This window comes from Marinobacterium mangrovicola (assembly GCF_004339595.1).
Taxonomy (GTDB): Bacteria; Pseudomonadota; Gammaproteobacteria; order Pseudomonadales; family Balneatricaceae; genus Marinobacterium_D; species Marinobacterium_D mangrovicola.
Genome location: NZ_SMFU01000008.1, coordinates 414,659 through 432,563 on the forward strand (window position 1 = coordinate 414,659; position 17,905 = coordinate 432,563).

At 49.4% G+C, this 17,905-nt stretch carries 14 protein-coding genes; all 14 read left to right on the forward strand.

Annotated elements, in window-relative coordinates:
• The first annotated feature begins 6 nt into the window (after positions 1-6).
• The 14 genes from CLV83_RS10380 to CLV83_RS10445 all read left to right on the forward strand — a co-directional run bounded on the left by CLV83_RS10380 (position 7) and on the right by CLV83_RS10445 (position 17,557).
• The gene (locus CLV83_RS10380; RefSeq protein WP_424399125.1) at positions 7-1,308 is read left to right on the forward strand and encodes an aminotransferase class I/II-fold pyridoxal phosphate-dependent enzyme; all 1,302 of its coding nucleotides are present in this window, start codon (positions 7-9) and stop codon (positions 1,306-1,308) included.
• Positions 1,309-1,457: 149 nt separating this feature from the next.
• Positions 1,458-1,844 carry a DVU3141 family protein gene (locus tag CLV83_RS10385; protein WP_165900279.1) on the forward strand — a complete coding sequence of 129 codons (387 nt, stop codon included), beginning with the start codon at positions 1,458-1,460 and terminating at the stop codon, positions 1,842-1,844.
• A gap of 15 nt (positions 1,845-1,859) precedes the next feature.
• On the forward strand, positions 1,860-3,572 hold the full coding sequence (locus tag CLV83_RS10390) for a polysaccharide biosynthesis/export family protein (protein ID WP_132291502.1): 1,713 nt from the start codon (positions 1,860-1,862) through the stop codon (positions 3,570-3,572).
• A gap of 120 nt (positions 3,573-3,692) precedes the next feature.
• Positions 3,693-4,433 carry an ABC transporter permease gene (locus tag CLV83_RS10395; protein ID WP_132291505.1) on the forward strand — a complete coding sequence of 247 codons (741 nt, stop codon included), beginning with the start codon at positions 3,693-3,695 and terminating at the stop codon, positions 4,431-4,433.
• Positions 4,430-5,107 carry an ABC transporter ATP-binding protein gene (locus tag CLV83_RS10400; protein ID WP_132291508.1) on the forward strand — a complete coding sequence of 226 codons (678 nt, stop codon included), beginning with the start codon at positions 4,430-4,432 and terminating at the stop codon, positions 5,105-5,107. Before CLV83_RS10395 ends, CLV83_RS10400 begins: the two co-directional genes overlap by 4 nt.
• A gap of 5 nt (positions 5,108-5,112) precedes the next feature.
• Positions 5,113-6,213, forward strand: a complete 1,101-nt coding sequence (locus tag CLV83_RS10405) for a KpsE/RkpR family capsule polysaccharide export protein (protein ID WP_165900280.1) — start codon at positions 5,113-5,115, stop codon at positions 6,211-6,213.
• Between the two features lie 127 nt (positions 6,214-6,340).
• Positions 6,341-7,432, forward strand: a complete 1,092-nt coding sequence (gene rfbB, locus CLV83_RS10410) for a dTDP-glucose 4,6-dehydratase (protein ID WP_132291511.1) — start codon at positions 6,341-6,343, stop codon at positions 7,430-7,432.
• Complete coding sequence (rfbD, locus tag CLV83_RS10415) at positions 7,429-8,301, forward strand: dTDP-4-dehydrorhamnose reductase (protein WP_132291514.1); 873 nt, start codon at positions 7,429-7,431, stop codon at positions 8,299-8,301. The genes rfbB and rfbD overlap by 4 nt, the downstream gene beginning before the upstream one ends.
• Before the next feature lie 23 nt (positions 8,302-8,324).
• Positions 8,325-10,310 carry a coiled-coil domain-containing protein gene (locus tag CLV83_RS10420; RefSeq protein WP_132291517.1) on the forward strand — a complete coding sequence of 662 codons (1,986 nt, stop codon included), beginning with the start codon at positions 8,325-8,327 and terminating at the stop codon, positions 10,308-10,310.
• Between the two features lie 3 nt (positions 10,311-10,313).
• On the forward strand, positions 10,314-11,933 hold the full coding sequence (locus CLV83_RS10425; RefSeq protein WP_132291520.1) for a hypothetical protein: 1,620 nt from the start codon (positions 10,314-10,316) through the stop codon (positions 11,931-11,933).
• Between the two features lie 16 nt (positions 11,934-11,949).
• Positions 11,950-12,264, forward strand: coding sequence for a hypothetical protein (locus CLV83_RS10430; RefSeq protein ID WP_132291523.1), 315 nt, complete (start codon positions 11,950-11,952; stop codon positions 12,262-12,264).
• A gap of 36 nt (positions 12,265-12,300) precedes the next feature.
• The gene (gene rfbA / locus CLV83_RS10435; RefSeq protein WP_243642360.1) at positions 12,301-13,185 is read left to right on the forward strand and encodes a glucose-1-phosphate thymidylyltransferase RfbA; all 885 of its coding nucleotides are present in this window, start codon (positions 12,301-12,303) and stop codon (positions 13,183-13,185) included.
• Between the two features lie 59 nt (positions 13,186-13,244).
• Positions 13,245-16,829, forward strand: a complete 3,585-nt coding sequence (locus CLV83_RS10440; protein WP_132291526.1) for a glycosyltransferase — start codon at positions 13,245-13,247, stop codon at positions 16,827-16,829.
• Positions 16,826-17,557, forward strand: coding sequence for a Stf0 family sulfotransferase (locus CLV83_RS10445; protein ID WP_132291529.1), 732 nt, complete (start codon positions 16,826-16,828; stop codon positions 17,555-17,557). Before CLV83_RS10440 ends, CLV83_RS10445 begins: the two co-directional genes overlap by 4 nt.
• The last annotated feature ends 348 nt before the right edge of the window (positions 17,558-17,905 follow it).

A 17,905-nucleotide genomic window follows, 5' to 3' on the forward strand; every position in this document is an offset into this window, starting at 1 on the left:
CAATCGATGAAGCAGCGTCTGATAGAACAATCTGTTCAGCGCAAACTGAAACGCAATGACCGCAAGGCTTCTGCTGGAACGTTGGTAACCGGTGAGGCTGCGCCTAACCGGCGTACAGACTTTCGGCAGCACCCCGGCTGGCAACAGCTGAATATTATGCGAGAGGGGGCTCAGAAGCTGGGTGTTGAAGATCCCTTCTTTCGGGTCCATGAGGGCTGTTCCGGTGCCACCGCCATTATTGACGGCCGCGAGTGTATCAACTTCGCCAGCTACAACTACCTGGGCTTGTCCGGCGATCCGCGTGTGATAGCAGCAGCGCAGAATGCTGCAGCGAAATACGGTACTTCGGTTTCAGCCAGCCGGATGGTGTCGGGCGAGCGTCCTATTCATCGAGAGTTGGAGCAGGCATTGGCGCAGGTTTATAAGGCCGATGATTCCCTGGCGTTTGTCAGTGGCCATGCGACCAATGTTTCGGTGATCGGTTACCTGATGGGTAGTCGTGACCTTGTTCTGCATGATGAATATATCCACAACAGCAGCCTCGTTGGGGCCCAGTTGTCCGGCGCAAGGCGTATGGCATTCCGTCATAACGACCTTAATCATCTTGAAAAACTTCTGCAGCAAAATCGTCATCAGTTCGAACGGGTGTTGATCGTTGTCGAAGGCCTTTACAGTATGGACGGTGATACGCCTGACCTCTCGGGCCTGGTTGAGCTGAAAGAGTCCCATGAGTGCTGGTTGATGGTTGATGAGGCTCATGCGCTTGGGGTTCTTGGAGAGAAGGGGCTCGGTAGTCATGAGCATGTGGGTATCGATCCGACCCGCGTCGATATCTGGATGGGGACACTGAGCAAGAATCTGTCTGGCTGCGGCGGCTATATCGCAGGCTGTCAGCCGCTGATCGATATGCTGCGCCATTTCGCGCCTGGATTCCTGTACAGTGTTGGCATGCCTGCCAGTGTTGCAGGTGCAGCGATTGAGTCGCTGCGGATCATGCAGGCTGAGCCTCAGCGCGTGCAGGCGCTGCAGAAGAATTCTGAATATCTAGCAAACCAGGCAAGAGCTGCGGGTTTTGATGTGGGTGAAAGTATAGGCCGGGCGGTGGTGCCGGTTATCAGTGGGAGCTCTCTGGTCGCGACGCGTCAATCAGTTGAGCTGCTGAAACAGGGTGTGAACGTTCAACCCATCCTGTACCCCGCGGTGCCTGAAAAAAGTGCGCGCCTGCGTTTCTTTGTATGTAGTGAGCACACTGAGGAACAGATCGATTTTACACTTGATGCTCTTCTCGAATTGGGAGCAGCATCATGAACGCCTCGTGGACTAGTGGCTTAATGACGACGTCCAACCGCTCTAGTGGCGCTGGCCGGCTGGCCAGCGCTTACTGAAAACGTTAATATGCCGCCCTCAAAGGATTTGAGATGTCTTTGCGGGCGGATATAAATGGAGTTATCTGTGGTATGCAGACCCCTTTCTTTACGACCACATCACGGTTTTTAGCGACTTTGGTCTGTGTCGGCGCTCTCGCCGGTTGTGCCCAAACGTCCCCCGTTTCCTCCGGTAGCCAATGGCAGTCGCAGGCGACAGTCGCCAACACCTTATCACCTGAACTACAGCAGTTTTTCAATAACTCCGCTGAGCAGGCATCCGCATATTTTGATCACACCCCTTGGGGCAGTCATGCCGATGTGATCGTGCAGAGCCAGTATTACGCCGGTTCAGGGCGTGATTGCCTGCGCTTGCAGGTAATTCCTGCCGCCCAGACGACAAAAATCGCCATCGCCTGTAAACAAGATAGCCAATGGGTCTCGGTACGTCCGGTCACCCAGCTGCTTAACGCCCAATAAAGCTGGTATTTGCGCATGAAACAGATCAAAGCATTATTCCGTCCGTTCCTGCTGGGGCTTGGTGGATTGGTCCTGGCGAGTCAGGCTCAGGCGATGGATATCGACAATAGTGGGATTTTGTCGGGGGTAGATCGCGCCGCTCCTATACCCCAGACCATTGATGAACAGCAGTCGCGTACCGATTGGCGTACAGCGCGCTTCGGGAAGGGGTCTTTGGATGCTCTTTCTGAAGATGATATGGATTTGGTTCTTCCCTTCGGCAGTCATCTGTTTAACGGTGGTTTTAGCGGAATTCGTGCTGATGGACTGAACTCCGACTATCGTCTTGTGCCTGGAGATCAGGTCACACTGAGGGTATGGGGCGCGGTTGAGATAGAGCGAATTATGCCCGTCGATGCACAGGGTAATATCTTTGTGCCGGGTATTGGACCGATCAAGGTGCAGGGCAGCACCAACGGTGAGTTGAACTCCAAGGTTACCTCAGCCATTAAGTCTGTTTACCCCGAGGGGGTTGAGGTTTACACCAACCTTCAGGGAGTTCAGCCGGTAGCTGTGTTTGTTACTGGCTACGTCGAACATCCGGGCCGCTATGCGGGTACGCCCACAGATTCTCTGCTGTATTTCATTGATCAGGCCGGTGGCATCGATAGTCGTTTGGGCAGCTATCGTAAAATCAGCGTTAAGCGTAATAACGAAATTATCGCTTCCGCGGACCTCTATGACTTCCTGCTTGACGGCAAATTGCCGCTGCCTCAGTTCCAGGACGGCGACACCATCGTTATTTCTGAACGTGGCCCGTCTGTCGTGGTAACCGGTGACGTTGAACGTGACTACCGTTATGAGCTCTTGCCTGAAGAGATGAACGGCGGCGCGTTGTTGTCCTTGGCGCGTACCAAGTCAGACGTTTCGCATGTGTTGCTGCGCGGTAACCGTGATGACGGGCCTATCTCGATCTACGTAGCTGTTAACGAGCTGTCACAGCAGCCGCTGCGCAGTGGTGATGAGGTGCTGTTTAGCTCGGATCAGCGTGATGAAACGATCGTTGTTCAGCTTGAAGGCAGTTTCTATGGCCCTTCCCGCTATGCACTGCCGAAAGATGTCCGCCTGCAGGAGTTTCTGGATGCGATTGCGGTACCGCCCCAGTTGACCGACACGTCCAGTATCTCGTTGCGTCGTGTTTCGGTTGCTGAACGCCAGCGTGAGGCCTTGCAGGAAAGCCTGCATCGTCTCGAAACCAATTACCTTTCTACGCCTTCATCAACTTCGGAAGAGGCTGAGATTCGACTCAAAGAATCCGAGTTGATCAGCAACTTCGTGGCGAAAGCATCACAGGTCGAGCCGAATGGCCGTCTTGTTGTCTCGCATAACGACCAGATCAGCAACATCCGTCTTCAGGATGGTGATGTGATCACTCTGCCGGAGTACAGCGATTCAGTAATGGTCAGCGGTGAAGTCCTGGTTCCGCAGTCGATGGTATACAAACCCGGCCTGACCGCTATGGACTACATCGAAAGCTCCGGTGGCTTTAGCCAGAATGCAGATGATGAGAATGTTCTGGTGGTACGGATGAATGGCGAACTCCGCCAGGCAAGTGATGTCAGCTTAAAACCGGGCGATGAAATCCTGGTGCTTCCGGTTATCCCAACGAAGAACTTGCAGTTGGCCACCAGCATCAGCCAGATCGTCTACCAGATCGCTATCGCAGCCAAGGTCGCCTTCGACCTGTAATAGGCTGACGTTAAGCTGATCCCTTTCGGCGGGCTTGGCCCGCCACATTTTTTCGCATGAGGTTTATGCGTGATTAGTACAAGAACTCCATGGCAGGTCACCCGCTCGGTATGGCACGCCATGTTTATCCGCGAAGCCCTCGCTCGTACCATGTCAGACCGCATGGCCTGGTTCTGGATGCTGTTTGAGCCGATTGCGATGATCGTGCTGATGGTACTAATTCGAACTGTGGCCATGGGGAGTGTGCAGCACATTGGGGGGGCTGAGTTCATACCCTGGATAGTCACAGGCCTATTCGGATTTTTCCTTTTTCGCGAAAATATGTTGCGTCCTATAGGTGCCATTGATGCGAACAAAGGCTTGCTTGCTTATCGCCAGGTCAAACCGATTGATTCGGTTATGGTTAGGTGCTATCTCGAAGGCCTCCTTAAATCATTTATTTTTTGTCTCTTTATTTTGGCGGGAGTGTTGCTGGATATAGGGCTTCTACCGGCGGAGCCTCTAGTGGCCCTATGGGCTTGGTTTTCGCTTTGGTGTCTAGGGGGGGGCGCAGGTCTCGTTTTTTCCGCGCTTGCCGGGCTAGTTCCCGAGGTGGCGAGGGTCCTACGAATTATATCTATGCCGTTGTTGATTATATCGGGCGTAGTATTCCCCCTGAACTTCGTTCCCCATGATTTGCTGCACTATGTGATGTGGAATCCAATAGTACATGGTCTGGAGACGCTGCGAGCCGCTTTTTTTGCTTTGTACCAACCTGTGCACGGCACGAGCCTTCTTTATCTCTGGTATTGGGCGTTAACATTGATGACCCTTGGGTTGATGCTACATGTTCGTTTTGAGTCTAGGCTGAAACGCCAATGATCAAAGTAGAGAACCTTTACAAACGCTATCACAACCACCATGGCAGTGATTGGGTACTTAAGGATGTGAGTATTGAGATTCCGAGTAACGTTAGCGTGGGATTGGTTGGCCGTAACGGCGCCGGAAAGTCCACGTTACTGCGCTTGCTTGGTGGGATGGATAGCCCTGATCGCGGTCGTATCGTTACCAATAGTCGTATCTCTTGGCCCATAGGGCTGTCAGGGGGGCTTCAGGGCTCAATGACTGGTCGACAGAATGTACGGTTTGTTGCCCGAGTTCACGGAAATCGCGATGGAATTGCGGATATCGTCGCCAGAGTCGAAGAGTTTGCAGAGATAGGTAAGGCTTTTGATGAGCCAGTTAAAACATATTCTTCAGGTATGCGTTCTAGATTAAATTTTGGTCTATCGCTTGCGTTTGACTTCGATGTCTATTTATCAGATGAGGCAACGGCTGTCGGTGACAGATTGTTTAAAGCCAAAGCGACGAAGGCTTTTCGCGATCGTGTTGGAAAAGCGAGCATTATTATGGTTTCTCACTCAGAAGGAATTTTAAAAGATTTGTGTCAAGCCGGTATTTGGCTCGATGAGGGTAAAGCTATCTGGTTTGATGATATTAATGCTGCCATCGAGGCATATCATAATAGTAGCGGCAAAAAGGGAAAGGGTAATTAACCTGCATGAAAATCAACATTAAAAAGCTTATTAAGCAATATCCTTACTGGTTTGCCTGCCTGCTATCGATAGCACTTGTTGCATTCTATTGGGGTCTTTGGGCCAGCGATCGTTACGTATCAGAGGCCAATGTGGTGTTGGAAAGCCCACAGATAGCAGCGCCTACATTGGACTTCCAGTCCTTGCTAACTGGCGCTGGTAGTAATGATCGTGACATGCTGTTGCTGCGGGATTACCTTTTGTCGGTTGATATGTTGCGTAAAGCCGACGCAGAGCTGGACCTACGTGGTCACTATACGCGGAACGGTATCGATTTCTTCTCAGAGTTATCTGGTAAAGATGTAACGATTGAGGAGCTGCACGAATACTATCTAAAGCGTGTCTTTGTAGACTTAGACTCATATGCAGGTGTTTTACGTATCAAGGTAGTCGCGTTTGATCCGGATATGGCGCATGCACTGTCTTCTTTTCTGCTGACTGAAGGCGAGCGTCACATGAACGCTATGGGGCAGCGCTTGGCTGAAGAGCAGGTTCAGTTTTTAGAAAAACAGGTAGCCAAACAGGCAGAGCAATTTGATCTCGCACGCCAGAAACTTATCGAATACCAGAACGAAAATGGCCTAGTTTCACCTACGGGTACAGTTGAAAGCATCAATGCGGTAGTCGCGAGTCTTGAAGCTCAATTGGCGAATTTAAGAGCAAAGAAAACAGCTTTATTGAGCTATCAGAGCAAGCGCTCGTCCGAGGTGCAGCGTACGGAAGCTGAAATTAAGGCATTGATTCAGCAAATCAGCCTGGAGCGCGCACGAATGGCGCAGCAGTCGGGTGGTGCGTTGAACGTCGTCTCTTCTGAATACCAGACACTTGAATTGCGTACCCAGTTTGCTCAGGAAAGCTACTCGGGTGCATTGATGGCGTTGGAAAATACGCGTATTGAAGCAGCACGTAAGCTCAAGCAGGTATCTGTGCTGCAGAGCCCAACACTGCCGGAGTACTCAGTAGAACCGCGTAGACTCTATAACACAGTGGTGTTTGCGATCATCGCGTTGCTGGCGGGGCTGATTTTTCAGATGCTCGTGCTGATTGTTAAAGATCACAAAGATTAATTTTTTCACAAACTGAAAACCGGGTCGGAATGCCGGCCCTACAGCACGTGCGGATAGAGGTTGCTCTCCAAATTGGAGGAATACGCGACCGGGCGGTAGCGTGCTTAATCACTGGCCAAGGATCATGATGAGTCAAAAAACCTTTCTTGTGACCGGCGGTGCCGGCTTTATCGGGTCGGCTGTTGTGCGTGAGCTGATCAACAATAGTAGCCACAAGGTCGTTAATGTCGACAAGCTGACCTATGCCGGTAATCTGGAGTCTTTGGTAAGCGTTACAGGCGACCCGCGTTACACGTTTGTGCAGGCCGATATCGGTGATGCTGCCGCTATGCAGCGCGTCTTGGCAGAGCATCAGCCTGATATCGTTATGCACTTGGCGGCCGAAAGCCATGTGGATCGCTCCATCGACGGCCCTTCTGAATTTATTCAGACCAATATCGTAGGTACGTATATTCTCCTGGAAGCAGTCCGCCAGTACTGGAACGGACTGAATCAATCAGCTCCTGAAAAAGCCGAATGGTTCCGTTTCCATCATATTTCCACTGACGAAGTTTACGGAGATCTGCCTCACCCTGACGAGTTTGAGGGTGACGAGCTGCCATTGTTTACAGAGCAGACGAGCTATGCGCCCAGTAGCCCGTATTCCGCCAGTAAAGCTAGTTCGGACCATTTGGTACGCTCCTGGCAGCGCACGTTTGGCTTACCGACATTGGTAACTAACTGCAGCAATAATTACGGCCCGTTTCATTTTCCTGAAAAACTCATCCCGTTGATGATACTTAATGCCTTGGCTGGTAAACCTCTTCCGGTTTATGGTGACGGTAAGCAGATCCGTGACTGGCTGTATGTTGAAGACCACGCTCGTGCGTTGATTCTAGTTGCCCAGAAAGGCGCGATAGGTAGCACATACAACATCGGTGGCCACAACGAAAAGCGGAACATCGAAGTGGTCCACACTCTTTGTGATATTCTGCAAGAACTCCTTCCCTCTGACGCAAACTACGGTGATCTGATCACCTATGTACAAGACCGTCCCGGCCACGATGTCCGCTACGCCATCGACGCGAGCAAGATCGAACGCGAACTGGGCTGGAAGCCGCAGGAAAGCTTTGAAACAGGCATGCGCAAGACCGTCGAATGGTACCTTAATAACAGGGAATGGTGGCAGCGCGTGCAGGATGGTAGCTACCAAGGCGAACGCTTGGGAGTCGCCAAATGAAAATCCTGATCACTGGCGGTAATGGCCAGGTAGGTTTTGAATTGCAGCGTTCGCTGGCACTGTTCGGCGAAGTTTTAGTACCTACCCGACAGAAATTGGATTTGGCCAGCCATACGGCGGTTGAAGATTATCTGCAGACTCATCATCCGGGTCTCATCATCAACGCCGCTGCCTATACAGCTGTCGATAAAGCTGAATCTGAGCCCGATAAGGCCCGCCGCTTGAATGCCCAATTGCCCTCTCAATTGGCTGCCTACGCTAAAGCAAATGACATCTTACTGGTGCATTATTCATCCGATTATGTCTATCCGGGCATAGGTGATAAGCCATTCAGTGAAGATGCTGAAACAGGCCCTTTGGGCGTCTATGGCCAAACCAAATTGGAGGGCGACGAAGCCATTACAGCCAATGGTTGCCGTCATCTGATTTTTCGTACCAGTTGGGTCTACAGTGCTCGTGGTAACAACTTCATGAAGACCATGCTGCGTCTGGCTAAGGATAAAAACGGTCTCAATATCGTTGCTGATCAGGTCGGGGCACCAACTCCGGCAAGGTTGATTGCTAATGTAACCGCTCATGCAGTTGCCCGATCGTTACCCTCCGGTACATACCACCTGGCCCCCAAGGGATCAACCAGTTGGCATGGCTTTGCCCAAGCGATCTTCAAACTGGCGAAAGAAAAAGGCGAAGAATTGAAAGTGGGACCGGAACAAGCCCATCCTATACCGACCAGCGAGTACCCAACGCCGGCCCAAAGGCCGCTGAACTCTAGATTAAACCTGAGTAAACTAGAAACAGCACTTAACGTCCAATTGCCTGATTGGCAGAGTCAGCTGCAGCTGACCCTGGGTGAATATCTAGAAGAATGATTGAGTCTCGGAGCAACATCAATATGACGGTAACATTGGGCGTAAGCCTCTACAGCAACTGGCAAATCATATCTCCCTTGCTAGAAACCTTAGGTTGCGCCCCCGTTAAAGATGCTTATCCAGAAAGTTGGTATTTAGAACAACAGGGTGTCCCGGAGGGATTCCTTTTACTTGCTTACACTTACCCTGAAAAAGCATTGGTGTGTGCAATGCAAAAGGGGCAGGAACCGGCTAAAGCATTGCAAGATTGGGAAAGGCATATCCAAGCATTACTTACCCTTTACAAAAAAAACCGGAACCGTGCTGTCTTAGTCAATATCCAGCAGGCAGCGAATAATCGGGAGCGAACCGTAGAAGCGATTGCCAGCAATTGGAATCTGAATATTGCATTGCCGGATATCAAAGACAAAAACGATGACAGTGAGCCAGACTCATATTTTCGACTGATCGCAACCTATATAGTACAGCAAGACCGGAAATTAAACGGGCTTCTTGCTCAACTGGAGGCTTGTACCCTTCCAGTAAACAGTGAGGACTCCGAGAGGATACAGGAGCTAGATATAGATTCCCTATTCTGGGATATTTCGAAACTTCGTCAAAGGAATAGCGAATTTGAGGCTCTTAAAGTATCCCGCGACAAAGCTGAGGGCGAGCTGAAGCAGTGTATCGAAGATATGCACGAGCTGCGCACGGCCCTAGAGTCAAAGGACTTAGATTACCAACAAAAGGATTATGAGGCGCAGAGGCTTCAGCAAGAGCTTGAACAGGCCCGTCGACAAAGCCAGCAGCTGCAATCGGGGCTGGGCGAAGAAAATCTGATGGTTATTGAACAACTCCATCGGGTTCAAGAAGAGCTCGCGCAAGTGCAAGGGCTGGATATAGATTCTGTATACCGGGAAGTTTCGAAACTTCGTCAAAGGGATAGCGAATTTGAGGCTCTTAAAGTAGCCCAAGCCAAAGCTGACGAAGAGCTAAAGCAGCGTATCGAAGATGTGAACAAGCTGCGCACCTCCTTGGAGGCAAAGGAATTAGAATACCAACAAAAGGATGATGAGGCGCAGAGGCTTCAGCAACAACTGGAACAGACTCGTCAACAAAGCCAGCAGCTTCAATCGGCGCTGGGCGAAGAGAACCAGTTGGTTATTGAGCACCTCCACCGAGTTCAAGAAGAGCTCGCGCAGGTACAGGGGCAGGATATAGATTCCGTATACCGTGAGGTTTCGAATCTTCGTCAAAGGGATGAAAAACTTGAGGTTCTAAAAGCAGCCCAAGCCAAATCAGACGAAGAGCGAGAGCGGCGTGTCGCAGATGTGAACAAGCTGCGTGCCTCCTTGGAAGCAACGGAATTTAAATACCGAAAAGCACACGATGAGGTGCGCAGGCTTAATCAAGAGCTGGAACATGTTGGTCAACAAGGCGAGCAGGTACAATCGGCGCTGCGGGAAGAAAACCGGTTGGTGATAGAACACTTGCATCAGGTGCAAGAAGAGCTCGAGCGACAGTTTATTCATAAGCATTCACTCGAAAAACAGTTGAAAAGGTTAACCCTGGAACAAGAGCAGGCTCTTTCCGCCGCCAACAACCAGATCAGTCGGCTACAAAACGAACTTAACCGAATCAAAGGTAGTGTTGCGTGGAAAGCTACTACGCCCATGAGGGCTATCAGCCACTCCTTCATACGGACATCGCACGAAAAAAGTAAGCTTAAAAAGCAAGTAGAACAGCTAGAATCTACGAAATACTTCGATGCAGCCTGGTATCTGAAAACCTATCCGGATGTGGCAGCAAGCGAGCTAACTCCGGTGGAACACTACCTAAAGTTTGGAGCGGATGAGGGGCGAAATCCTAGCCCGGAATTCGACACTCATTGGTATGTCCAGGTAAACCCAGATGTTCAGGAGTCTGGCATCAACCCTCTTATTCACTTCATTAGCCACGGCCAGGGCGAAGGGCGCGCACCTAACTCAAGAGTACAGCAGTCCCTCCCATCACCCCAGGAGGAGAAGTAAGCTATGGCAGTTATAATCACTCTGAACGCGGCTAGTACAGAAATCATTACCATAGGCGCCAAAGGTGAAAAAACAGCGAAAACCATCGCCGTTGCGGTGACGCCGAACCCGGAAAGTAACACTCTTTACGAATACAACCTGCCTGACGCCAACAGTCTGCATCCGGCGGAGGAAGGCCTGAAGCTGCTTTTTCCGGGTTTGAAATTACAAGCAAAGCGGCAAGTTGAAACCCAGCATCCTGAGGAACTGGTACGTCACTGTTGTCCGCACCTAGAGCAGGACAACCAGTTGAGTATTAACAGCCCTGGCGAAGAGCAGAATATATTCAACGCGCTTGCCGAAGCCGGGCTCCTAAAATTTTTTACCCAACTTACTGTACTTGCCCACGAGAAGCCTGTTTATCAGAATGCGAAGCCTGCTCAAGAAATAGTGGATTTATTTACAAAGCATGGCTTTGAGTATGGCGGAACCAATACCAAAGATCCGGACTGGCCAACGTTGACATTCAAGCGCAACCGTCTCCAAAACACGGTAGATAAGCTGCGAGGCGAGCTTCAAAGCGCACTCGAAAAGTTCCATGCAGAGGTCGAAAAAAACAAAGCCTTAGAGAAGTACCTGGCTGAAACACAAAGCCGGTTACAGCAACTGGAAAAGGCACGAAAAAGTACTGAAGACAGGCTCAATGACACTCTACATGACGAAAGGAAAGCGGGTCAGCGTCTGAGCGCAGAGCTTGAAAGTCTCAAAGTGAAGTTGGCGGAAACCGAAGAACAGCTCGAAGAACGGTCTAATACTCAAAGTACTCTCAAGACCCTGCAGGATCGGATGGAATATCTGTTCGGCCAGAATACATTGCAACTTGAACAAGCTGCAAATGCGTTGGGCCAACACGTAAGCCAAACTGCAGAAATCACTTCAAGGGAACTTGAAGCCGGCATAGCCTTGCAGCGCGTGGCTCCGGGGGCCGCTGCAATCACTCACAGCGGGCTACCTAAAAGTGCCGCGTTGGAACTGGCAAGCCAGCTTAATACCAAAAACTACGACCTGATCATTGAACTGGGCAGTGGTAGTACCACTTATTTCATAGCTCAGCTCTTGAAGAACGCCGGAAAGGACCACTCCTCGACAACTGAGAATCAGAGGTCGCTGAGCCATTATGTAGAGCCCAGTGAAGACGACTTGCCAAGGCGGATCCTGAGCGTCGATCACAATCGAAATCGTCAGAAAGAACTCGGCGAAAATTTAACCAATGCGGGTCTAGCAAGCTATGTAAGCCTGCAATTCGCACCGCTGGTACCTTCGCAATACGCCGGTAAAGAGCAGCTCTTCTATGACTGCAGTACTCGCCTGCAGCAGGTTGCTCATTTGTTGGATAGCCGCCTAGGTAGAATCCTGGTTGTGGTGAATATCGACCCAACAGAAACCGGCCCGGAACCAGGCGCGGCCTTGCCCGCAGTATTGCAATATCTTTCAGCGCATCAGCTAGATATCGTCATCCATAGTCCGTCCCAGCAGCAAATCACCGACCAATGGTTAAGCATACTGAGCCAACGAGGTCTTGACCATTCGGCACTGAAGGCCTTTGGCACGGGACAGGTTCAACACCTCACGGTGAACCCGTAACAGAGAGTAAAACAGCATGAAACCGGACAACCCCCTGATTTTGAACTTCTCTCAACCCGCTCAACAGGTCTCTCAGGCGACCTTGCAAGCTGATGCTACAGACGCTGCTCGGCAACTTGAAAGGCTAAAAAGTGAACTCTACGGCAAGAATCAACTGATCGAAACCAAAAATAAAGAAATCAGTGAATTGAAAATCAGAAATCGCCAGCTGCAGGCGGAAAATCAAGAAAATCAAGAACGGCAAAAACTCATGGACGAAGAGCTGCGAAGAGCCGAAACGCAAATTGAATTAATCATGGAGCTAATGAACGAAAACCAAGCAAAGAAATAGTAAGTCACTTTTCTTTTCGTGTTTATTAGTGGATTAATGGAAAAAGGTATCAAAAAAATGAAAGGCATAATTCTCGCCGGTGGCTCCGGCACCCGCCTACACCCCATTACTCTGGGAGTCTCCAAGCAGCTGCTGCCTATTTATGATAAACCCATGGTGTACTATCCCATCTCCGTACTCATGTTGGCTGGTATTCGCGATATTCTCATTATTAGCACCCCGGAGGATCTATCCCAGTATGAGAAGTTACTGGGTACAGGCGAGCAGTTCGGTGTGAACTTCAGCTACAAGGTGCAGCATAAACCCGAAGGCCTTGCTCAGGCTTTTACTATCGGCGAAGAGTTCATAGGCAAAGATAGCGTATGCCTGGTACTGGGCGACAACATCTTCCACGGCCAGCATTTCAGTGAGCAGCTAAAGGATGCTGCTCAAAAAGACAAAGGCGCAACGGTATTCGGCTACTGGGTTAAAGACCCCGAACGATTTGGTGTGGTGGAATTTGACGAAAATGGCAGAGCCATCAGCATCGAAGAAAAGCCCGAGCAACCAAAATCATCCTACGCTGTCACAGGCTTGTATTTCTACGACAACGACGTTGTGGAAATAGCCAAAAACGTAACACCGTCCGCGCGTGGCGAACTGGAGATCACCGCCGTAAACAATGTGTACCTCGAGAGGGGCGATCTGCACGTTCAGAAACTCGGTCGCGGCTTTGCGTGGCTGGACACTGGTACCCACGACAGCCTGTTAGAAGCCAGCAGCTACGTGCAGACTATTGAGCACCGTCAGGGATTGAAAGTGGCTTGCCTGGAAGAAATCGCTTGGCGCAACAAGTGGATAACTGACGAAGAACTCCGGGCGCGGGGAAAGACCCTCAAAAAGACGGGTTACGGTAGCTACCTCTGTGAACTCGTAAAGTGAAACCCCCATTATTAATTATCTCATCGTCGCTATTACATGGAATTGTTAGCTGGTAACCCATGATGAATGTTCAGGTAAAACCTGCAACGCTGCTAAGCGCTGCGAACAGTAAATTCAGAAATGCGCAATATCGGGAGGCGATCGATGCATATCGTCAATTACTCCGGGACAACCCGGAATTAGGAAGGTCAATCCACTTTAATCTGGAACTTGCGCAGAGACGGCTGAACGGTGATTCGCACGCTCAAAAAGAGGTGAAGACCACTCCTGCGGCGGCTCCAGAGAAATCAGCAGTGGAGATGAGTAAAGCAGCTCACCACTTTGACCCCGAATACTACTTGCAAGAAAATGACGATGTGCGCGAAGCAGGCGTTAATCCTGAAGAGCACTACTGGTCAAACGGCGAACGAGAGGGCCGAAAGCCCAATCCGTGGTTTGATCCTTCGTTCTACTACCGGCTGAACGCTGATGTCCGCCAAGCCGGGATTTCCGCTTTCCGGCATTACATCGATTCAGGCCGTCAGGAAGGTCGTGGAAGTCATTCTCCCATTCAGGATGACAAGCGAGTAACTACCTCTGCCCATAAACCGTTATTGTTCGTGGGGCATGATGGTGTGCTCGCGGGCTCTGAAATTGTGCTGCTTGAAGTGGTGAGGTGGTTCTATAACCACACCACTCGTAAAATCAAACTTTTGCTTCTAGCTCCTGGCCCGGTAGCTGACCAGTACGCTGAATTTGCTGATGTCTATGTGTTGCCCGGTGACGGTGTCGACCAGCCCGACGACCTGAAAGCATTCCTTAACGAGAACTTCGAGTTCGCATATCTCAACACCGTTGTCTCGGGTAGACTGTTCAACTATCTAGAACAAGCAGGTGCGCGACTGGATTGCGATATCGTTACCCATATTCATGAAATGGAAAAGGTGTTGGCGACCTTTCCGGTGGAGATGGAAGCATTGCTTGGCCGAACCAAACATTGGATATCTGCCTCCCCGGCTTCCTCTGCAACACTGGAAACCAAGTACCAAATAGCCATTGGCGCACTGACAACCGTACCCGCGTTTATTAACCCGGTTGCAAGAAAGGAAGCCCTCACCAACGAACTTCAGGCCGAGGCAAGAGAAGAACTGGGGCTGAGCACGAGTGCCTTCGTGGTCATGGGTTGTGGGACGGTCTACGAGCGTAAAGGCCCTGACCTGTTCCTGGAAGCCGCCCGCTTGCTGAAAAAGCAAACCAACCAGCAGATTGAGTTTGTGTGGCTGGGCCAAGGGCCTGACAAGGAAATATTGGAAGCATCACTCACTGAAGAGGAAAAAGGCTGGATAATATTTGCGGGTAACAGAAATAACGCGAACAAACTACTAGCTGGGGCTGACGTATTCTTTATGTCATCCAGAGAAGATCCGTTCCCTCTCGTGGTTCTGGAATCTGCCCAGCATGGTGTCCCAACCGTCTGCTTTGAGCCTGCAACCGGCATCACAGCGTTTATTGAGGAGAATGCCGGTATCGCAGTACCGGAAATCAGCTCTCAATTGGCAGCGAAGGCTCTTCAGAAACTGATGGAGCACCCCAGCTATCGGCAGGAGCTTGGTAACAATGCGCGGGCAAAACTGTTCGCTAACTACACCACAGACCAGCAAAACCTCAAGATTTACACTACCATTCAGCAAGTTACCGATTACAAGCCGTCTGTTTCAGTCATCGTGCCGTTCTACAACCACGAAAAATTCATCGAAGAGCGGCTGGACAGCATTCTGGCGCAGCCCATAAAAGACATTGAAATCATCGCGCTGGATGACTGCTCCACTGATAACACCGTGGCTAAAGTGCACCCGTACGAGCTAGACGGCCGGGTAACCCTCATCGAGAACGAAGCCAACTCTGGCTCCCCCTTTAAGCAGTGGGAGAAAGGCATTCGCCTGGCTCAAGGGGATGTGATCTGGATTGCAGAAGGTGACGACACCTGTGATCCAAACTTCATACAAACCCTGCTGCCTTATTTCGACGACCTGATGGTTAACATTGCCGGGGCGAAAACAGAAATAATTGACGAGCACGGTACCCTGAAGGAAAACGCGCTGTCGCCATACCTGAACATGGCGTTCCCCGGCAAGTTTGACAAGAGCTATATCAAGGATGGCTTCGAGGAAGTCAACGAGCAACTTGGAGCCATGTGCACCCTCGTGAATGCAAGCGGATTGCTGATCAGAAAGCGATCCTTCGGCGCCAGTCTGAGCACTGCCCAGAACTTCAAAATGTGTGGCGACTGGCTGATTTATCTTGAATGTCTAACAGGCGGAAAAATAGCCTATGATATCAACACTCGAAACTACTTCCGGCGCCACTCTGCATCCCAGGTTCACAAGGTAGAGGGTACCGAGGTTTACTTTAACGAGCGCTACGCCATCACAGATTTTGTGGTAGAGAATTTTGCAGTATCCCGACGGATGCTGAAAAAAGCGTTCGCAGCAATCGACCATGAATGGGAGCGCTTTGCGCACAAAAATCCAGGCAAGAGCCTCTCGGACTTGTACAACCTGGACACCATCAGAAAGAAATCCTCTTTCCTTGAAAGGCAACCCCACGTTGCTTTTTACGTGCACGGCATGATGTTCTCCAAAGGCGGAATCGAGCGCCTGGCAGGTCAGCTCGCGAATCATCTGGTGGAGAACGGCTGGCAGGTAACCATATTCTGCAAGGCCCACCCAAGTAGAAAGCCGATCTACCCACTCTATGAAAGCGTTAGAGTGGTGCCGCTGTTCGATGAACATAAACTGGAAAAATCGGTAAAAGCTCTCAATACAGCGCTTTGTTATTCAGACATTGATGTATTCGTTCCGATGCTCTCTGAGTGGCTGTTTGAGCCTGTAATAGAAGCAGCACAGAATACAGGCGTTGCCATAATTGCGTCCGAGCACAATGATCCTTGGAAAATCGAAGAATTGTGGTGGGGTAAAAAGGAGCGAGCTGAGTGGTTTGGGAAGGTCGATGCCATCCATCTTTTACTGAATAAATTCACAGAAAGTTTGCCTGGGAATTTGCACCAAAATGTATTTACCATACCAAATGGCGTCGATATCCCCAAAGAAATATCAATAGATAAGAGAGAGAAAATTATTCTTGCTGTTGGTCGTTTGGAGAAACAAAAGCGATTTGACCGACTTCTAGAGGCAATTGGTAAAACTCAAACTTCTCTAAGGGATAAGGGGTATCGCGTACATATTTTGGGTGAAGGTAGTTTAAAAGCCGAGTTGAAGAGCCAAGCGGAATCTCTAGGAATTCAGGACTTGGTTGTGCTATTGGGGTCATCCCCAAACATTGAAATTTCCTATAAAAGCGCAGATTTTTTTGTGATGTCATCTGAGTTCGAAGGGTTTGGGATAGCTTTGGTCGAAGCAATGGCTCATGGATTGCCTGCTATTGGGTTTCGTGAGTGCAATGGACCGAACGAAATAATCATAGAGGGCGAGACTGGAGCATTAGTTGATAGTAGTGATGAGCTCGCTAAGATGATTGATGAATGGCTATCGGCAGACCTAACTGAAGCTCGATTATCTGCTGCCAAGCACGCGAAAAACTTTAGTTTGGATAAATTCTATGATGAGTGGAAAGATCTACTCAGCTTTGTAAGGAGTGCGACGTGAAAAGATTGGTTATTCTATCAACCCAAAGAAGTGGCTCGACGATGGTATGTGATGATATTGCAGGGGCTGGTGCTCTGGGTAGACCATCTGAATACTTCATTAAGGTGATTGATTCCAGCGAGAAGGTCGATTCACAAGAATTGAAACGCTTAATTCGAGAGGTAGACGAAAGAGGTCAGACAGAAAACGACATAACAGCTGTAAAAATTATGTCTAATCAAATAAGACCTATTGGAAAAGCTTTGAAGAAATCAGGTATATTGAATATTGATGATGCAGATGAGTGTTTTTATGAATACTTTAAAGGCTCGGTTTTTGTGAGAGTTAGAAGAGCTGATAAGGTCGCTCAAGCCGTTTCTCGGGTAATGGCACAGCAAACCGATGTCTATCATTCGGCTGATGAAACAAATGGACTTGAGGGTATGTTAGGTAAAGTTTCTAAGTCCCGCGACAATACCAAGTTGCATTATGATGAGGTTGCTATTAGGAATTCTTTAAAATCTATAGGGAGGGAAGAGGCGTTTTTAGATCAATTTGTCTCGAAGTTTTCCTTGAATGTTGTAAATATTCGGTATGAGGATGTGGTAAAAGATAGATCGTATGTGAGCAAAATAGGTGAACTGTTTGGTTTGGAATCTGTCAGCCTAAATGATCGCCGTTTAAGAAAGATATCCGGTAGTGAAGCTGCAGAATGGATTGAGAAATTCAAAATGGTAGCTGATAGCTGATAGCTGATAGCTGATAGCTGAGATTTAATGATAATTGAACGCTTGTAGTATGAGGTTATGAAAAATAAGCCGGTGCTATAAGCTTACAGGCAGTGTCTTTAGAACAGTGAATAATATAATCAGTTGATCTGTTGGTTAATAGCCTGCCTTTTTAACAGGTAATATCGTAAATCATTTCCTGTTTTAAATTAAATCTTAGTTTGTGCTCATGCCTTAAATTTCTTTATTGTTCATCGTGGAATGAAAAATAACTAACCAGGATTTTCTATAAAGTCTGTAGTTTGGGCCGCTCGAAAGCATTTAAAAAGCCCCCTAAATTCCACTTGGAATCTCGCTGCCATAGGTTGA

Coding starts and splice junctions, on each gene's coding strand:
- CLV83_RS10380 (WP_424399125.1), top strand. CDS start 7: ATGAAGCAGCGTCTGATAGAACAATCTGTTCAGCGCAAACTGAAACGC.
- CLV83_RS10405 (WP_165900280.1), top strand. CDS start 5,113: ATGAAAATCAACATTAAAAAGCTTATTAAGCAATATCCTTACTGGTTT.
- CLV83_RS10425 (WP_132291520.1), top strand. CDS start 10,314: ATGGCAGTTATAATCACTCTGAACGCGGCTAGTACAGAAATCATTACC.
- CLV83_RS10390 (WP_132291502.1), top strand. CDS start 1,860: ATGAAACAGATCAAAGCATTATTCCGTCCGTTCCTGCTGGGGCTTGGT.
- rfbD (WP_132291514.1), top strand. CDS start 7,429: ATGAAAATCCTGATCACTGGCGGTAATGGCCAGGTAGGTTTTGAATTG.
- CLV83_RS10440 (WP_132291526.1), top strand. CDS start 13,245: ATGATGAATGTTCAGGTAAAACCTGCAACGCTGCTAAGCGCTGCGAAC.
- CLV83_RS10430 (WP_132291523.1), top strand. CDS start 11,950: ATGAAACCGGACAACCCCCTGATTTTGAACTTCTCTCAACCCGCTCAA.
- rfbB (WP_132291511.1), top strand. CDS start 6,341: ATGAGTCAAAAAACCTTTCTTGTGACCGGCGGTGCCGGCTTTATCGGG.
- rfbA (WP_243642360.1), top strand. CDS start 12,301: ATGGAAAAAGGTATCAAAAAAATGAAAGGCATAATTCTCGCCGGTGGC.
- CLV83_RS10400 (WP_132291508.1), top strand. CDS start 4,430: ATGATCAAAGTAGAGAACCTTTACAAACGCTATCACAACCACCATGGC.
- CLV83_RS10385 (WP_165900279.1), top strand. CDS start 1,458: ATGCAGACCCCTTTCTTTACGACCACATCACGGTTTTTAGCGACTTTG.
- CLV83_RS10395 (WP_132291505.1), top strand. CDS start 3,693: ATGTTTATCCGCGAAGCCCTCGCTCGTACCATGTCAGACCGCATGGCC.
- CLV83_RS10420 (WP_132291517.1), top strand. CDS start 8,325: ATGACGGTAACATTGGGCGTAAGCCTCTACAGCAACTGGCAAATCATA.